Annotated in this window: 11 protein-coding genes; all 11 read left to right on the forward strand. The window is 48.9% G+C overall.

What is annotated here, in order from left to right:
- Positions 1 to 262: 262 nt before the first annotated feature.
- The 11 genes from FJQ58_RS26055 (at position 263) to FJQ58_RS26105 (ending at position 17,793) form a co-directional block, all read left to right on the forward strand.
- Positions 263 to 4,444: an RCC1 domain-containing protein gene (locus tag FJQ58_RS26055; protein WP_162341775.1), complete on the forward strand. Its 4,182-nt coding sequence runs from the start codon at positions 263 to 265 to the stop codon at positions 4,442 to 4,444.
- Positions 4,445 to 5,123: 679 nt separating this feature from the next.
- On the forward strand, positions 5,124 to 5,864 hold the full coding sequence (locus FJQ58_RS26060; protein WP_162341777.1) for an HAD family hydrolase: 741 nt from the start codon (positions 5,124 to 5,126) through the stop codon (positions 5,862 to 5,864).
- An 81-nt stretch (positions 5,865 to 5,945) separates the two neighbouring features.
- Positions 5,946 to 6,620, forward strand: a complete 675-nt coding sequence (locus FJQ58_RS26065) for a lytic transglycosylase domain-containing protein (RefSeq protein WP_139997823.1) — start codon at positions 5,946 to 5,948, stop codon at positions 6,618 to 6,620.
- A 96-nt stretch (positions 6,621 to 6,716) separates the two neighbouring features.
- The gene (locus FJQ58_RS26070) at positions 6,717 to 7,865 is read left to right on the forward strand and encodes a cysteine desulfurase family protein (RefSeq protein WP_139997826.1); all 1,149 of its coding nucleotides are present in this window, start codon (positions 6,717 to 6,719) and stop codon (positions 7,863 to 7,865) included.
- A gap of 2 nt (positions 7,866 to 7,867) precedes the next feature.
- Positions 7,868 to 9,088 (forward strand): tRNA uracil 4-sulfurtransferase ThiI, encoded by a 1,221-nt coding sequence (gene thiI / locus FJQ58_RS26075; protein ID WP_139997828.1) that lies wholly within the window; start codon positions 7,868 to 7,870, stop codon positions 9,086 to 9,088.
- 158 nt (positions 9,089 to 9,246) lie between these two features.
- A complete protein-coding gene (locus FJQ58_RS26080; RefSeq protein WP_139997830.1) occupies positions 9,247 to 11,049 on the forward strand; it encodes a sensor histidine kinase in 1,803 nt (600 codons plus the stop codon).
- Positions 11,042 to 12,643 (forward strand): response regulator, encoded by a 1,602-nt coding sequence (locus FJQ58_RS26085; protein ID WP_139997832.1) that lies wholly within the window; start codon positions 11,042 to 11,044, stop codon positions 12,641 to 12,643. The genes FJQ58_RS26080 and FJQ58_RS26085 overlap by 8 nt, the downstream gene beginning before the upstream one ends.
- 63 nt (positions 12,644 to 12,706) lie before the next feature.
- Positions 12,707 to 13,621, forward strand: coding sequence for a carbohydrate ABC transporter permease (locus tag FJQ58_RS26090; protein WP_139997833.1), 915 nt, complete (start codon positions 12,707 to 12,709; stop codon positions 13,619 to 13,621).
- 6 nt (positions 13,622 to 13,627) lie between these two features.
- Positions 13,628 to 14,464, forward strand: coding sequence for a carbohydrate ABC transporter permease (locus FJQ58_RS26095; protein ID WP_139997835.1), 837 nt, complete (start codon positions 13,628 to 13,630; stop codon positions 14,462 to 14,464).
- A gap of 122 nt (positions 14,465 to 14,586) precedes the next feature.
- Positions 14,587 to 15,906: an ABC transporter substrate-binding protein gene (locus FJQ58_RS26100; protein ID WP_139997837.1), complete on the forward strand. Its 1,320-nt coding sequence runs from the start codon at positions 14,587 to 14,589 to the stop codon at positions 15,904 to 15,906.
- A 237-nt stretch (positions 15,907 to 16,143) separates the two neighbouring features.
- Positions 16,144 to 17,793, forward strand: a complete 1,650-nt coding sequence (locus tag FJQ58_RS26105) for an MGH1-like glycoside hydrolase domain-containing protein (protein WP_139997839.1) — start codon at positions 16,144 to 16,146, stop codon at positions 17,791 to 17,793.
- The last annotated feature ends 2 nt before the right edge of the window (positions 17,794 to 17,795 follow it).

The following is a 17,795-nucleotide window of genomic DNA, read 5'->3' on the forward strand; positions in this document are numbered from 1 at the left end:
TGCCCGGCAATGGGACACGGCCTTTTTTGGCGAAGCGAGAAGAATAAAGCCGTGAACTTAAATGATTTGCTAGCTGCGAAAGTTGAGTTAAAAAGAATACCCAATAAAAATACGGTAGAGTCTGAGTAATCGGCTCTACCGTATTTTTTTATATCCAATTCTTTCATTAGTCTTTCAGAGCGCTGTGTTACAGTGGAAAAAAGGAAAATGTCCGATTATGGTGAATTTCCTCGATTTTTCATACGAAGGGGAGACGTATACATTGTTATCATTACATTCTCGCAAAGCTGTTCACCTTTTATTGGCTTTTGTACTGCTGCTTAGCTTAATGGTTCCCTACGGACCGCATATCGCTTATGCATCGCAGGTGGGAACTCGAAGTGTGGAGGGCATACAAGTTGCCGCTGGAGCCAACCATTCCCTCCTTCTAAAATCGAATGGCACCGTAGTGGGCTGGGGTCTTAATTCTGCAGGTCAAGTGACTATTCCGAACGGTTTGTCTGGTGTCATTTCGATTGCAGCCGGAAGCGAGCATTCGCTTGCTCTGAAATCGGATGGCACCGTAGTTGCATGGGGGAGTAACACTGGCGGCGCCTCGACAATACCAGATGATTTGGCAAATGGTGGAGTAATCGCAATTGCAGCGGGTGGAAACAGCTCACTGGCGCTAAAGTCAGATGGTGCTGTCGTTGCATGGGGGGGGAATGACGCTGGTCAGGCGACTGTTCCAGCTGAGGCACTGACAGGTGTCATTGCAATTGCTGCTGGCAGAGGGTTCTCAGTCGCGTTAAAATCCAATGGAACTGTTGTCGCGTGGGGAGGCAGTTCATACATGCAAGCCCCTCATGGATTAAATAGTGTGGTTTCCATTGCTGCCGGCGTTTATCATATCCTTGCTCTGAAATCGGATGGAACGGTTGAGTCATGGGGAAGCACCAACGTCAATGGTCAATCAACAATACCAGCCGAACTTATAGGCGGTGGCGTGCTGTCCATTGCAGCAGGGGGGAGTAACTCATTTGCGCTGAAGACAGATGGGACTGTCGTCGCATGGGGGAACCCTGGTAACGGCCAGACCAACGTGCCTGCAGGACTGAGTAATGTGGTTTCAACCGCAGTAGGCTGGAACCATACGCTCGCCTTGAAAACAGACGGTACTGTTGTTGCTTGGGGGGCCAACAATTATAATCAAACGACAATACCGACGAGTGCTGCATTGCCTATCAAAGGGAGCCGTATTGCGGGGGGCGGATTGCACTCGCTCGCATTGAAATCGGATGGCACTGTTATGGCATGGGGAAGTAACATTTTGGGCCAGACAACCATTCCTGGGGGACTTACTGACGTGGTGTCGATTGCCGCTGGGTTTTACCATTCACTTGCACTGAAATCGGATGGAACCGTCATCGTTTGGGGACAAAACCTTGAAGGTCAAAGCTCTGTACCGGTTGGGCTTACTAGCGTGGTGTCCATTGCTGGGGGATATTATCATTCTCTTGCGCTGAAATCGGATGGAACCGTTGTAGCATGGGGAAATAACGGTTCTGCTCAGGCTTCTGTCCCTGTTGGTCTAAACAGCGTGGTGTCGATTGCCGCTGGGGATTACCATTCACTTGCACTAAAATCGGATGGTACCGTTGTGGCGTGGGGAAGCAATATTCAGGGTCAAAGTTCCGTACCGGTTGGGCTTACTGACGTGGTGTCCATTGCTGCGGGAGAATATCATTCTCTCGTGCTGAAATCAGATGGCACCGTTGTGGGATGGGGAAGAAACGTTAATGGTGAGACTTCCATACCTGCTGGACTAAGCGGTGTAGTATCAATAGCTGCAGGAGCTAATCATTCACTTGCGATAAAATCAGACGGTACTGTCGTGGCATGGGGATCGAACGCTTATGGTAAAACCACCGTCCCTAATGGACTAAGTGGAGTTGTCTCAATCGCTGCGGAGCTAACACATTCACTTGCACTGAAATCAGACGGTACGGTCGTCGGGTGGGGAGGAGGAAGTGGTGGTCCAGAGATCGTGCCGGGTGATGCCAATTTAAGCGGCTTAGCTTTGCAAGAAGGTGACTTCTCAGAGCCCTTCCAAGCCTCCGACACCTCGTACACGTATTACTATGATGGACAATCACTGTCCAGCGTAGATGTAACACCAACGCTTGCAGACTTATCTGGAGCGGCTCTGTATGTGAATAATGAGCTGCTGGCCAGCAGCAGCTCAAAAACCATTAACATAGCGGGAGCAACCACGAATACCGTAATTCCTGTTCGCGTCGAGCCCTATCTTAAGGCTAGTCAAACCTACACCATTACGCTGGAAATTGATTCAACGTCCCCGGAAGTAGTGTTTGGCACGAATGGACAAGCAACAGCGGCGAAAATAGCGTCAAGCAAGGTATCGCTTCATGATACACAAAGCGGCGTCGATGCTGATTCCTTGGCATATGCATGGAGCCAAAGCACAACGGTTCCATCCGGTGGATGGATCCCTTTTGATAACGAGGATACAATAAGACAGACAAGCGGCAACGGCAACTGGTACTTGCATATTCGAGCAATAGACAACGTAGGCAATGCTGTTGCTGCGGTTTCAAGTGCTTTTGTACTTGATAACACTGCACCGACAGCAACCATATCCAGCTCGGCAGGGAGTGTGGTAAATGCCTCATTTCCGGTAACGATAGCCTTTAATGAGATTGTTAATGGTTTTACCGTCGATGATCTTGAGGTCACGAATGGGACAGCATCCGATTTGATTGCTGTAAACGCATCTACCTACAGAGCGACAATTACTCCGACGACAAGCGGTCAGAATGTAACGGTATCCGTTGAAGCAGGAGCTGCAACGGATATGGCAGGCAATGAGAGTGCAGCATCCAATACATTGAGCTTGATGTACAATACAACGATGCTAACTGTTACATTTGGAAATTTTGCACATCATGAGCAATTCGTTATACCTCCTGCTAGTGTTTCCGTTACGGTTAGCGAGTCCGTCTACTGGGTTGCAGGAGGAGCGGAGCTCACTTCTGTCAATGCACGGGGTCTTCTCAGCATAACGAAGGACGGCCATACGTTCTCCGACTACACGCAAGTCTATGACGAGTCTTCATTCACATTTACGTTGACGTTTAACGGTACGCTAGGTAATGGCGAATACGAAGTTCATGTTTCCGGGGACGAGGTAGCTAATCAGTATGGCACAATGCTAGATGAAGCGAAGGCTGCCTTTATCGTAGCTACTCCTATAGTTATCGGTATTGCAGCGAGCCCAACCCGCTTGCCGAGTACCGGAGGCGATATAACGGCTACTGTAACTGGGTTCAATCTGACGGGACAGACATTACAGGTATATGTGAATGGAGTTGAAGCTGCAATTGCAGCGGTTAGCAGCAGCACAAGTGCAACAGCCATCATTACTCTTCCGAACAACGGAACCCAGTCTGCTAAAAACTATAGCCTAACGGTTTACCTTAATGGTGTGGAGGTTGTTGATCAAGCTTCTACGATTACAGTGGTTGCAGCGGCAGCCCCGCCAACACCGACACCAACACCAACATCATCAATACCACCAACAGTATCGCTGTCGAGCAATGCAAACCTAGCTAATTTGAACATCTATACATTGATCAAAGAATTAGAGCTATTGCCCGCATTTACACCTGAGAAAACGGAGTATACCGTACAGACAGAGGCAGAGCAGATTGAACTGAAATTATCGCCTTTTCATTCTAAAGCCGTCGTTAAGCTGTTAGGGGAACGCATAAGCGAGACCAAGACTCTTCCTTTGGCAATGGGAACTAACGTATTCACAATAACAGTTCAGGCAGAGGATGGAACCGTCAAGACGTATAAGCTCACGGTTAATCGCATGGCTGATGATGTGAGCACAGCGTCTTGTACCTTCACGGATACTACGAATCACTGGGCAAAAGCTACGATTTGCGAAGCGGTAGGGTTTGGAATCGTAAAGGGAATAAATTCCCTTACTTTTGTGCCGAATGGCTACGTGACAAGGACGGAGTTTGCGGTTATGCTGCTTCGGACTCTTCAGATTCCAATAAGTAACGAAACTATTGCTATGCCATTCAGCGACAAGGACAGCATTCCATCGTGGGCACAGCGGGAAATTCAGACAGCAGTAGCGAAGGGAATTATCGAGGGGTATTCGGATGGAACCTTACAGCCGCAGAAAACGGTCAATCGAGCAGAGATGGCTGCTATGGTGTCCAGAGCAATGAAATGGGAGGCCGAGCATGCGAAAAGCACTTCTTTTGCCGATGATGCCACCATCCCAGCTTGGGCCCGAGATTATGTTGCAAATGCTTTTGAAAACGGCCTTATAAAAGGACGGGAAAATAATTATTTCGCTCCGAAAGGTTTGACCACTAGAGCTGAGGCGGCGGTCGTTCTATTGCGGCTTTGGAATGTTCTTAATTAATTGAATAGGTACAGGAATGAGCAGGTGCCCAGCACCTGCTCATTTTTATTTGATTTAAGGCAGGTTAGAGATAAAAATATACTTGCCTAGTGAAAGTCGAATAAGCTAACAAGGCCTATAGTATAAGTTGCACCTGCGAAAGTTGAGTAATTGAAAAATAATTGCTTATGCGAATTTACGCGTGTTCCGATCGGTTGCGTGATCTGCAATCATTATTTGCAATAGATGGAATTTGTCCCTCTATATTTAGATTATTTTCTATTTTAAGGAGTTTAGATGGAGTTTCACCCTCTAATTCCAGAGCTATTGCCGAAAATGACGTAAAACAGTCGTATTAACGGGAGAGATTCCCTCTATTTCGCTTGCTAAACGAATAATGCTTTTTTAGTGGGAGAAATTCCTGCTAAATCACTACGATTCTATAGTTCTCCTCCATAAAACGGAGGAAAGCACTCATTTCGTTAACCTCTTAGGTTCATTTTATATCGTTTAAGCTGTACAATATTTCTTAATCATGTTTATCAATAATTTGCACATCATCAAGTCTAAAAAATGATGAAAATGCAGTACGAGCTGTGTAACAGGTATTTGTGATAGTTAGTCCATAGGAAACTTATCGTCAAAGATGCAAGAATGTCTATTTCCATTGTCATAACAAAGCCGGGAGAAGGTGATATCGGTGATCAAAGCCGTTTATTTTGATTTGGATGATACGCTGTACGACCAATTGATGCCTTTTCAGCTGGCATTAGAGGCGAGTGGCCTAACGAAGCTGGCTAGAGGCGGATTAACAGCAGAGGCAATATTTAAGCGCATAAGACTGCATAGCGATCGGTTATGGAGCATTCATGCGGAAGGAAAGCTATCGCTTGCTGAGCTTCGAATTCGTCGCACGACGGAGGCGTTTGCCGAGATTGGAATTGAGATCACGGACGAGGCTGCCGATGCTCTGCAGCGGAATTATGAGCTGGAGCAGTCTCGGTTGTTGCTGCGAGATGGCGTATTGACGCTTTTCGGGCAATTAAAGGCAAAGGGCATAAAGCTTGGTTTGATTACGAACGGACCGGTGCAGCATCAGCTGAATAAAGTAACGGCACTAGGCTTGCTGGAGGTTATCGACAAAAGCGAGGTGCATATCTCTGACGGAATGGGCATTGCCAAGCCAGACCCGGAGGTGTTTCGGCATGTTCAGCGATTATCCGGCTATTTGCCAGAAGAGCTTGTTTATGTGGGTGACGCTTGGCATAACGATATTGCGCCGTCAAGCAGCGCAGGCTGGACGCCTGTATGGTTGAACGCAAGAATGCAAGAGCCCTCAGGAGAGCGGATTTCGGTTGACTATTTGACATGCCAATCCATATCCGAGGTTTATGCAAAGCTTATCCTTCATGAACAATCGAAAACTGGCTGTTTGCTATAAAAACATGTACAATAATAACCGATATAGTAATTATCGCATTTATTATGATCTGTTTATGAATGAACATGCCAGGAGGAAACCATGAGTATAGACCCGCGAATTATAAAAACCTTGCTTCAGCTACAGCTTACGCCAAGTCTGGATATGCAAGGCACGTCGAACCCGCTGCAAGCTGCAGCAGGCGATGGCTCTCCTTCTTTATTTGATACTCTGTTGTCACAATATATGTCTGACAGCGCTTCTGATCAAGCTTCATCGCTTCCGGTTATGCCAGCCGATGCGCTTGCCCAGCTATCTGCGCTTAATCTTCCGGCTAGCTTCACTTCTAGCAGCGAATCGTCAGCTACAAGAACGCCAAGCGAGTACGATGCAATCATTCAGCAAGCCTCCAGCAAATACGGCGTGGATGCAAGCTTGATTCAAGCGGTTATCAAGACGGAATCCGGCTTTCGTCCCGATGCGGAGTCAGGTTCCGGGGCCAAAGGCTTGATGCAGCTTATGGACGGCACGGCGAGAGGGCTTGGGGTAACCGATTCCTTTGATCCCGTTCAAAATATTAATGGCGGGACGAAATATTTGTCGCTGCTGCTGAATAAATACAACGGCAACGAGCAAGTGGCTCTGGCAGCCTACAACGCCGGTCCCGGACGAGTGGACCGGGCAGGCATCCGAACGAACGAGCAGCTAATCGAGAAGCTTGAAGCGCTGCCTGAAGAGACACAGCGTTATGTTGCCAAGGTGCTGCAGGCAAAGTAAGCCAGAAGCAGCCATAAGATCACGATGAGCTCTCAGCCTTTATAGGCGGAAGCCATTGCTGATCTTTTTCTTTTTTGGAAAAGGAGCTATGTTATTATGTTATATTTTGATCATTCTGCCTCTACACCGCCTTATAATGAAGTTGTACAAACGATGATGGAGGTCATGAAATCGCAGTATGCGAATCCGTCTTCCCTTCACCGGTTTGGGATGGAGTCCGATAAGCTGATTGAACGTTCACGCGCCTTGCTCGCCGATCGCATGCAGACGAACAAAGGCAGCTGGGTATTCACCTCCGGCGGGACTGAGTCCAACAATATCGCCATCAAGGGTGTGGCGCGGCAATATGCAAGTCGAGGCAAGCATTTGATTACGTCTCAAATCGAACACGCCTCCGTTTACGAAGCTTTTGCCCAGCTGGAAACGGAAGGGTACCGCGTAACCTATTTGCCTGTAAGCAAAACCGGGCATATTGACGTGGAGCAGCTGGAATCGGCTATTACGGATGAAACGATACTGGTAAGCATTATGCATGTTAACAATGAAATTGGGACCGTTCAGCCCATTGAAGCTATCGGACGAATGCTCAAACGACATCCGAAGATTAGGTTCCATGTGGATGCCGTACAAAGCTTGGGCAAGCTGCCTATTGCCATTGAGGAATGGGGAATTGACTTGCTGACCGGTTCCGCTCACAAGCTGCGGGGGCCTAAGGGTGTTGGTTATTTGTATGTTCGGGAAGGGCTAACACTGTACCCGCTCGTGTCAGGAGGCTCGCATGAGGGCGGCCTGCGCGCGGGCACGCCAAACGTTCCGGGCATTGTGGCCTCCGCTAAGGCGCTGCGGATGTCGCTGGACAAGCGGGAGCAATGGTTGATAAAAATGCAGCAGCTACGAAATCAGCTTCTGGCGATCCTTGGCGAAATCAAGGAGCTGAAGCTGAACGGGGCGGAGCCTCTAGCCCCGCATATCGTTCATTTCTCCTATCCGGGTATGAAGCCAGAGGTCGTTATTCACATGCTTGAGCAGCATGGTATAATGGCATCAACGAAATCGGCTTGCTCCTCGAAGGACGATAAGCCAAGCCGCGTGCTGCTAGCTATTGGCGCCAGCCATGAGCAGGCGTCAGGCGGCATTCGCATCAGCTTCGGGGATGAACATGAGGAACGGGATATTACTGCACTTGGCGCAGCTCTGCACAAAATCGTTGCGCAGTTAAAGCCGCTTGAGAGGAGATTGACTTAATTTTGCTTTATGATCAGGTAGTGCTCCGGTACGGAGATTTAATGGTAAAGGGAAGAAACCGCAATAGATTCGAGAAACGCATGCTAGATCAAGTGAAGCAGGCATTGCTTGCTTATGAGAATATTACGTTTTTTAAGTCTTTTGGACGTTTGTATGTCAAGCTTAACGGCCATCCGCATGAGCCGATCGTGGATCGGTTGAAGGATTTATTCGGTATCGTGTCGCTTAGTCCGGTCATTAGCACGGAACCGGATCTCGAGAAAATTCGAGAGGTTGCACTTGCGCTTATGCAATCCGTGCCAGTGAAGCCGGCTACGTTTAAAGTCAGCGCCAAACGAGCATGGAAGCCATTTCCTCATACTTCACAGGAAATGAATCATTTGGTCGGCGGCCATGTGCTGCGTGCGATTGAGGATCTCAAAGTGAATGTCAATCACCCCGATGTGGAATTGCGGGTAGATATCCAAGAGGAAGCGACTTATGTCTTCTATGAAGTGATTCCGGGCGCAGGCGGATTTCCGTTCGCGTCTAACGGCAAAGCTATGCTGCTGCTATCCGGTGGCATTGATAGCCCTGTGGCAGGATGGCTTGCGCTGCGCAAAGGGCTTGAAATCGAAGCGGTACACTTTCACAGCTATCCCTTCACTAGCGAGCAAGCCAAGGATAAGGTCATTGAGCTTGCGAAGCGGCTGTCTTATTTTAGCGGAGAGCCGATCAAGCTCCATTTGGTGCCTTTCACGGAAATACAAACCACATTGGTGCAGGCCAAAAGCGATAATCTCATCATTACGCTAATGAGGCGGGCGATGATGCGGATCACGGAGCAGCTTGCAGAGCGTAACAAAGCGTTTGGCATCGTAACTGGCGAGAGCCTCGGCCAAGTAGCAAGCCAGACGCTGCCTAGCATGAATGTCATCGGGCGCTCTGCGCAGCTTCCACAGCTGAAGCCGCTGATCATGATGGACAAGCATGAAATTATCCGCTTGGCCGAGCGGATCGGTACGTTTGAAACCTCGATCTTGCCTTATGAGGATTGCTGTACGCTATTTTTGCCTAAATCGCCTAGCACCAACCCAAATCTTCGCATCGTGGAAAAGATTGAATCCTTGATTCCGAATTATACGGAGCTGCTGGCTGCAGCAGTCGAAGGGACGGAGGAGCTTCTGCTTACCCCGGTAGTTCAAACGACGGTTCATACGGCAGGCGAGGATAGCTGGTTTTAAAATGATTGTTACGATGCGGACAGTATCCTAAGGGCGAGGCCTAAAGGAGCTGTCCCTTTTTTATTCCCTTAACTAGCGCTTTACCGTTAGAAAACCCGTTGCAGGCAGATGAATGATGGCTATAATGGGATAAAGAAGCTGGCGAGGAGGGACAGGTTATCTTTTATTCGTTAAAAAGCCGTTTGATTGCGATTTTTTTTCTGCTATTCGTACTCTCCTTTGTCACGATGGCGATTCTATTATTCAACCAGTCCCGCTCGATCATAAGGTCCTACATCGAATCATCGGCGCTGGAGAAAATGGATGAATACGGCTCTTATATCGACATGGTACAGACGCAAATTTATGATTTGGCTTCTATTGTGTTTAATAGCGATATTACAAAAAATTGGAACGCCGTGGCATCGGATGCGGAAGCCTCGGGAGGGGAGAAAAACCTTACCCATTACCGGATGAGCCAATTTTTGATGCAAACGACAAACAGCTACTCCAGTGTATCAAGCGTCACCGTGTACAGTCAGGAAGGCATGTGGGTAAGCAGTGGGAATTTAGTGGTCTCCGATCCGGCATTTTTGGAGGAAAAGTGGTACCTTGATTTCAAGAACAAGGACCAATACTGGGTCCCTGCCCATACCGATACAGCGGAGCTGCGCAATAAGAACAAACATCCGGTGATCAGCATGATTATGCCGATTGGCTCGTTCGAGCCCTCGTTAACGAGAAGCCTGATGAAGATTAATGTAAGCGCAGACTATTTCCTCGAGCCGCTGGCTCGCATTCACTTGGGAGAGAGCGGGACGATCTACTTGTTAGATCAGCTTGGCGAGCCGATGCTGTCCCAAAGCGAATATAACACCCACCGGGACATGGCGCGTCAGGTGGAAGATATTCGCAGCAGCCCGAGGCGGCAGGGCGTCGTTTATTCGACGAACGAGCGAGGGGACAAAGACATTTTAGTCTACAAGAAGCTGGCCCAAACCAATTGGATGCTCGTTGGCTTCGTATCAGAGAAGGATTTGTATTCTCAGCTCTTCCGTCTAAGAAGTACTATTTTCATCGTGGCGGGAATCATGCTGCTGCTGTCTTTAATTCTGGCAACTTGGCTCTCTCACGGCATTACGAAGCCGCTTACACGGCTCGTGCTAGCCATGCGCCATGTCCAGCGAGGCGATTTTAATCTTGCCGAGAGCCGTTTGGCGCCGGAGCAAAAGGTGCGCAATGAGGTCGGCTTTGCGACGGAAACATTCCGCAACATGGTTACTCGGCTCCGGTATCATATCAAGACGGAATTCGAGCTTAAGCTGCTTCGGCAGCAGGCGGAATACAAAGCTCTACTTATGCAAATCAATCCGCATTTCCTGTTTAATACGCTGGAGCTGATGAGCAGCCTAGCCATCCAGAAACGGACGGACGACACGGTCGAGGTCATTGAGTCGCTTGGGAAAATGATGCGTTTTTCGCTGAAAATGAGCGACGATCTCATTAGGCTGGAAGAGGAGCTTCTGTATGTGCGTTACTATATGTCGATATTGCAAATCCGCTTTGGCGATCGGCTGGATTTAACGCTTGAGGAAGCAGGAGAGCTTGGCAGGCTAACCACGGTTAAATTTATATTCCAGCCGCTAATTGAAAACGCGGTTAAATACAGCTTTCTACATCAAACGAACGCCAAAATTCGGATACGAATCAGGCATTCTAACGGGCACGTCCATCTTAGCGTCACCGATAACGGACCCGGCATGACAACCGAGCAGCAGAGGCAACTGCTGGAGCGCTCCGAATCTGTTCAGCTAGAGCAGCTTCTAAGCAGCAGAGACAGCCAGATTGGCCTAAGCAACGTCCTTGCCCGCTGCCGTCTCTATTATGAATCGTTATTCGAAGCTCGAATTGTTTCTACTCTTGGCGAAGGCACAACCATTGAGCTTATACTACCCGCACAGGAGGAACACCAGCATGTATAAAGTAATGATTGTGGATGACGAGCCTGAGATACGCCAAGGGCTGAAGCTAAAGGTGGATTGGGAGAGTATCGGGCTTCTCATAGCCGGTGAGGCTTCCAATGGTTTGGAGGCGCTGGAGAGGCTCTCGGCAGAGCCCATCGATATCGTCATTACGGACATGAATATGCCGGTAATGGACGGGATGTCGTTTCTGGATGCCTGTCATGAGCAGTATCCAGAACTGAGGCTTATCGTAATTACAGGGTATGAAGATTTTCATTATGCTAAGGCAGCCATCCGGAATCAGGCCCGTGATTATTTATTAAAACCCGTGGCGAGGAAGGAACTGACTGATACGCTGGTCAATGTGAAGAACGAGCTGGATAAAGAGCGTGAAAGTCAGGACCAGGCAGCACTCACGCAGTGGAGGCTCTCGCAATATTACTTGGAAATGAAGGAGCATTTTATCGTTCACCTCGTAAAGGAGGAAATTGATCGGGAAAGCGTCATCCAGGATCGATCTCGATTGTTCGAGCTGCAGGACTGGGAAAATCGCGACGTACGGTTTATCGCAGCAGGACTGCTGGAGCGAGCGGTATCCAATGCCCCAATAGAGCGTACGCCGGATAAGTTCAGACTGCCCTTTGACATCATTTCAAGGGAATGCGCGGCGAATTACCAAGGCAGGGTCGAAGTATTTCGTGACGTCAGCTATCCCGGATTAATGCATTTTGTTTTGTTTGCCGAGGAAGCATTGGAGCTGGAGTTCTCGGAAACCCTTCGCGAGAGCGTGTATATTTATATGGATTTTGAACTGAAAATAGGAAAAGGACAACCCGTGAGCGGCTTTAAGCAATGGAAGGAGGGCTATATTTCCTCCTTGCTGGCTTGGTATTTGCCGGCGGGCAGCACGGAGGGGACCGCTAAAGCAGCTGAAGGGCAAGCTGCGCTTCCCGAGCATACGATGAAAGTAATCGAGCGTTATTTAATTCGGGGCGAGCTGGATGCTTTCAATGGAGCCATTCGTCAGGAGCTGCAGCAAACGGCTAGTTCTCAGCTTCGTTTCGTGAAGGTGATTTTCCAGTTGTACTTGATGCTGGAGAACCTTGCTCAGGAATCGCGCATTGGCATGGAGAGCGCAGAGCAGCTTTGGCTGAGACCGGAGATGACGCTGAGCCTGGATTCGGTTGAGAAGGCCGAGCAGTTTCTAATGCGGATTGCCAGCAAGATCGAACATAAGCGGCAAAGCGATTCCGAGGAAACGGATCCTTCCTTGATTTTGGCCGCCAAGCATTTTATTGATGAGAACTATATGTATGACCTGAACCTGACGATGATTGCGGAGAAATTTAATTATAATGCCACTTACTTCTCCGAGATGTTCAAAGCTAAGATAGGCAAAACCTTTATTCACTATTTGAACGAGGTGCGGATGGGCGAGGCTGTGCGGATGCTAACGACGACAACGCTTAATTTGTGGGACATTGCAGAGCTTACCGGCTTCTCGAACGCAAGCTACTTCAGCTCCAAGTTCAAGCGGATGTATGGGGTAACGCCATCTGAATACAGGCAGCAGGCATCTGAAAAAATTGATAGCGAACACCCGAAGAAATAGCATTCAACCGAGAGTACCCCTCCTTTATGATGGAATTACATCATTAAGAGAGGGGTATTCGCGATGAGGAAAAGCCGCAAGCCGCTAGCCAATCAGCACAATTTGACGGCGTATACTTTTTTGCTTCCTTGGCTGATCGGGTTTTTCTGCCTGACGCTGGGACCGATGCTTGGTTCGCTCTATTTGTCGCTCACCAAGTATAACTTGCTGACACCGCCGCAATGGATTGGCTTTGCCAACTACATTGAAATTTTCAAAGAAGACGATACCTTCTCGAATTCGCTCTGGCTAACCATCAAATACGTGTTCATTTCCGTGCCGCTGCGCCTTGCTTTCGCGCTGATGGTCGCTATGGTGCTGAACAAAGGAATTCGGGCGCTGGGCATTTATCGAACGATCTATTACATTCCGTCCCTGCTTGGCGGCAGCGTCGCTATCGCGATAGTATGGCGCCAAATCTTCGATGGGAGCGGGCTAGTTAATCAATTCTTGGGTTGGTTCGGCATTCAAGGGCCCTCTTGGATCTCCCATCCGAGCTACATCGTATATACGATTATTTCGTTGTCCATATGGCAGTTCGGATCCGCGATGGTCATTTTTCTGGCGGGCTTAAAGCAAGTGCCCGCAGACTTATACGAAGCAGCGCAAGTGGATGGCGCGAATAAAGTACGCCAATTTTTCAAGATTACATTGCCTATGCTGTCACCGGTTATTTTCTTCAATCTTGTCATGAGCATTATCAATTCATTTCAAGCCTTCACGCCCGCATTCGTCATCGGCGACGGACGGGGCGGACCGCTCGACGCGACGATGTTCTATACCCTTTACCTGTATATGAAAGGTTTCTCTTTCTTCGACATGGGTTATGCCTCGGCGCTTGCCTGGATTATGCTGCTGATTATTGGAGCCTTTACGGCCATTATTTTCGTTACCTCGAAATATTGGGTGTTTTACGGCGACAGCAAGGAAGGGAGGTAGGACAGCATGGAAGTCAAAAAAATCAACGGATTGACGAAACATACGCTTATCATCATTTTTGGCGTCGCCATGCTCTATCCGGTGCTCTGGCTTATTAGCAGCTCATTTAAGCCGAATGAACTAATATTTACGGAACCGGGTTTGTGGCCAAGCACCTTCACACTGGACAATTACGTGAATGGATGGCGCGGCTTTCAAGGCGTGGCTTTCAGCAAGTTTTTTGCCAACTCTTGGCTGATCTCGATCCTTAGCGTGCTTGGCAACGTCATCACTTGTTCCTTCGCCGCGTATGCTTTTGCACGGTTGAACTTCAAGTTTCAGAAGATTTGGTTCTCCTTGATGCTCGTGACCATCATGCTGCCTTATCATGTTACGCTAGTGCCGCAATACGTCATCTTTAATGAGCTGCACTGGATCAATACGTATTTTCCGCTCGTGCTGCCGAAATGGCTTGCTCATGATTCCTTCTTTATACTGATGATGGTGCAATTTATTCGCGGCATCCCAAGAGAGCTGGATGAGAGCGCTACGATCGACGGCTGCAATCAACGGCAAATTTATTTCCGGATTATTATGCCGCTGCTCGTTCCTGCCTTGATATCCGCCGCAATTTTTACGTTTATCTGGTCATGGGATGACTTCTTTAGCCAAATGATCTACTTGAGCGATATCAAGCTGTTTACGGTCCAGCTAGGCATTCGATCCTTATTCGATCCTACAGGGCAATCGGATTGGGGCGCGCTTCTTGCGATGTCGGCTTTGTCGCTCGTTCCGATTACGCTCATCTTCCTGATCTTCCAACGGTATTTTCTGGATGGCATCGCAACGACCGGCCTGAAATAATCAGACTGCCAGCCGAAAAAATTGATATCCAATACCCGAAGGAATGAAATTCCGAATGATAGGAAATAAGGGTAGCATCAGAAGGGAAAGGGAACTTAAATCAAATCTAGGGGGAAATCAAGATGAGACAACGATTGTTTATTTTGATGCTGGCGATGTTGATGGTCCTTACTGCGGCATGTTCAAGCGGAACAAGCAGCAACGGGGCAAAAAATGAGAATGGCGCTGGCGGAAACGAAGCAAGCCAAGTGGAGCTGCGCATCATGTGGTGGGGAGACCAAAAAAGGGCGGATATCACTAACGAAGCGCTCAACATTTTCCAAGAAAAAAATCCAGGAATCAAGGTAGTCGGAGAATTTGCTCCTTCGACCGGTTACTTTGACAAACTGAATACACAGCTCGCATCGGGCACAGCGCCTGACGTCTTTTTCCTAGGCGGCAATGTGGTAGATTACGCGAATAAAGAAGTGCTGCTTGATCTTTCTCCTTATGTGGACAAAGAGCTTAACCTGAGCGATATGGATCAATCGATGATTCAATATGGCACCATTGGCGGCAAGCTGCTTCATATCTCTGCCGGAGCGAACGCCCGCGGCGTTGTCGTGAACAAGACGATGTTCGAGAAAGCTGGCATTCCGGTGCCAACGGACGGATGGAGCTGGGAAGATTTTGCACGCATCAGCAAGGAAATTTCCGATAAGCTGGGAAGCGGCATATACGGCACTTATAACATGTCCATTGATGGCATGGATATCGGCCTGAAGCAGCAAGGCAAGCAGTTGTACGATATGGATAAGGGAACGCTTGGATTCGAAGAGGCAGACGCGCTTAAATGGTTCCAATTTTGGGATACTGCAGCCAAATCCGGCGGTGTGGTGCCTTCCGAGCTGCAGGTGTCCAACCCTCCAGGCGATACGAGCAAATCATTGGTGGTTACCGGAAAAGTAGCCATGAGCCTGATTCCGTCCAATCAATTGGCAGCTACCCAAGGATTGACGCAGGATGAGCTGATTATGGTTCAGGTTCCTCGCGGAGAGAAGGGTACGGGAGTGGTATTCGAATCGAGCCAAGGCTTGTCAGGCTATGCGAAAACCAAACATCCGAAAGAAGTGGCGACGCTGTTAAGCTTCTTTATTAATGATCCCGATGTAGCCAAAATATTGGGCAACGACCGCGGGGTTCCCGTAACATCGGCCAACCGTACGCTTCTTGAGAGCAATGCGAATGACGTCGAGAAGATCGTATACGACTATACCAGCCGCGTATCCGAAGCAACGAAGACGGAACCGTTCGCGGTGAGCTACAACCCTCCAGGGTTCTCCGAATATTCGAAGCTTGCTGAAACGACGATGTATGAGGTAGGTTTTGGGCGCAAAACGGTTGAGCAAGCAGTAAGTGATTTCTATAACGGTACGGTGAAAATATTTAAGAACAATCAATAGTCCTCAAAGGACATGGTGTGAATGGGATAATGAACAGGCTGCCTCGCGGCAGTCTGTTTCATTTCAAGATACAGGAAATGAGATTACGCTTGACTTATAGGAAAGTATATGAGTTTACTCATACTTTCTCTATACGTCTACGCGAAACGTGAGCATAGCCGCCAGAGGATGGCTTCAGCCGTTTCCGCTTGAGCGCAAGCCTTGTTTGCGAAAATAAAATGAAGTGAGGGGATTATGATGAGTGAATCCTTGCTAAGGCAGCTTCGGGAGATAGATATAGATGAGAAAGTCGGATCGCTTAAGAAGCCTTCTGATCAGAATAGCTTGAAGGAATGGAAACGCTCCGGCATTCGTTTTACGACTCGCTCCGGCAAGCTGGAGCAAGTCTATTACCAAGCAGTGAGAACTCTCCTTGATTGTATCGTTCCGACGGGTGGAGCAGCGCCGATCTTGCATGAAGGCGGGATATATCTTGGCTGCTGGTTGGAGAGCACGGGAACGATCAATGCGGAGCTGCTGTCCCGGTTTATGCCGTCCGTATCAGAAGCCACGTATCAATCGTTTGCAGTGCACCAGAGGGAGGATGGCATGCTGCCCTACAAAGTGACGGAGCATGGCCCAGCCTATCGGCAAATCCAGTTGGTGACGCCGCTTGCGCGCAGCGTTTGGAATCACTATAAGCTAAATGCGGCTGGAAGGCCATTTCTTCAAACGATGTACGATGCGATGGTCCGCTACGACGAGTGGCTTGTTCAATACCGAAATACGCGGGGTACGGGATGCGTCGAGGCTTTCAGCACGTTCGATACAGGACATGATCTCTCCCCTCGTTTTTGGCATGTGCCGGATACGCCGCATCGCAGCGATGCCACGCAGTTTAATCCCGATTCGCCGATTTTGCCCTTTCTTGCGCCGGATTTGACTGCGAACGTGTACTGCCAGCGTCTTTATTTGGCCCGCATCGCGGAGGAGCTGGGGTTGCCGGGCGAGCAGTGGCAGACGAAAGCCGAAGAGAGCTTGGCGAGCTTATACCGTTATTGCTTTGACGAAGAGGATCATTTCTTCTATGACCGCGACCGAAATGATGAGCTCGTTCGCGTGCAGTCGGACGTGCTGCTGCGCGTGATGGCTTGCGAGGTCGGAGACCGGGCCTTCTTCGATACGATGCTGAAACGTTATTTGTTGAATACACGGAAGTTTTTTGCGAAATATCCATTTACGTCCATGTCAATGGACGATCCGAGGTTTGATCCCTTCTCAACCTACAATAGCTGGGGCGGGGCGTCGAACTTCCTAAGCCTGATTCGCGCGCCGCATGCATTCGAGCACCATGGCCGCCACGTTGAACTGACATGGGTGCTTTATCCTATCCTTGCTTCATTTGCGAAGGCGACCCGATTTGCTCAGGCAGTTAGCCCATGGACGGGAGATGAGGGCTTCACGGAAGCTTACTCTCCGTCAATCCTCTGCTTGCTTGATTATGTAGAGCGTTTATGCGGCATATTGCCTACACCGGACGGGTTGCTGTGGTTTACAGGGCTTGTCCCCTACGATGTGGACCATGGGGAGGAAATAACAGGGGAGACCGGCTATAGCCGGATGATTGACGGCGTAACTTATGAGCTGCTAAACCTGCAGGAGGAGTCCTTGCTATACCGGGATGGAGAAAGCTATATGCGCTTCCCTAGCGGAGTGCGCGCGGTTACAGATCGGTATGGACAATTAAAAAGCCTGATCGGCATGAGTGTCCGCGAGGTGCGAGGAACTTTATTTTATGAGGATGGGGAATACCCTTTTCACCTAAAAGGAAATCAAGTGCTGGCATTTGAGGACGGCAGGTTGATCGAAAAATTAACCATCGGAGTCGTAAACCCAACATACAAGTAGCA

Source organism: Paenibacillus paridis, from assembly GCF_006345825.1.
GTDB classification, from domain to species: Bacteria; Bacillota; Bacilli; order Paenibacillales; family Paenibacillaceae; genus Pristimantibacillus; species Pristimantibacillus paridis.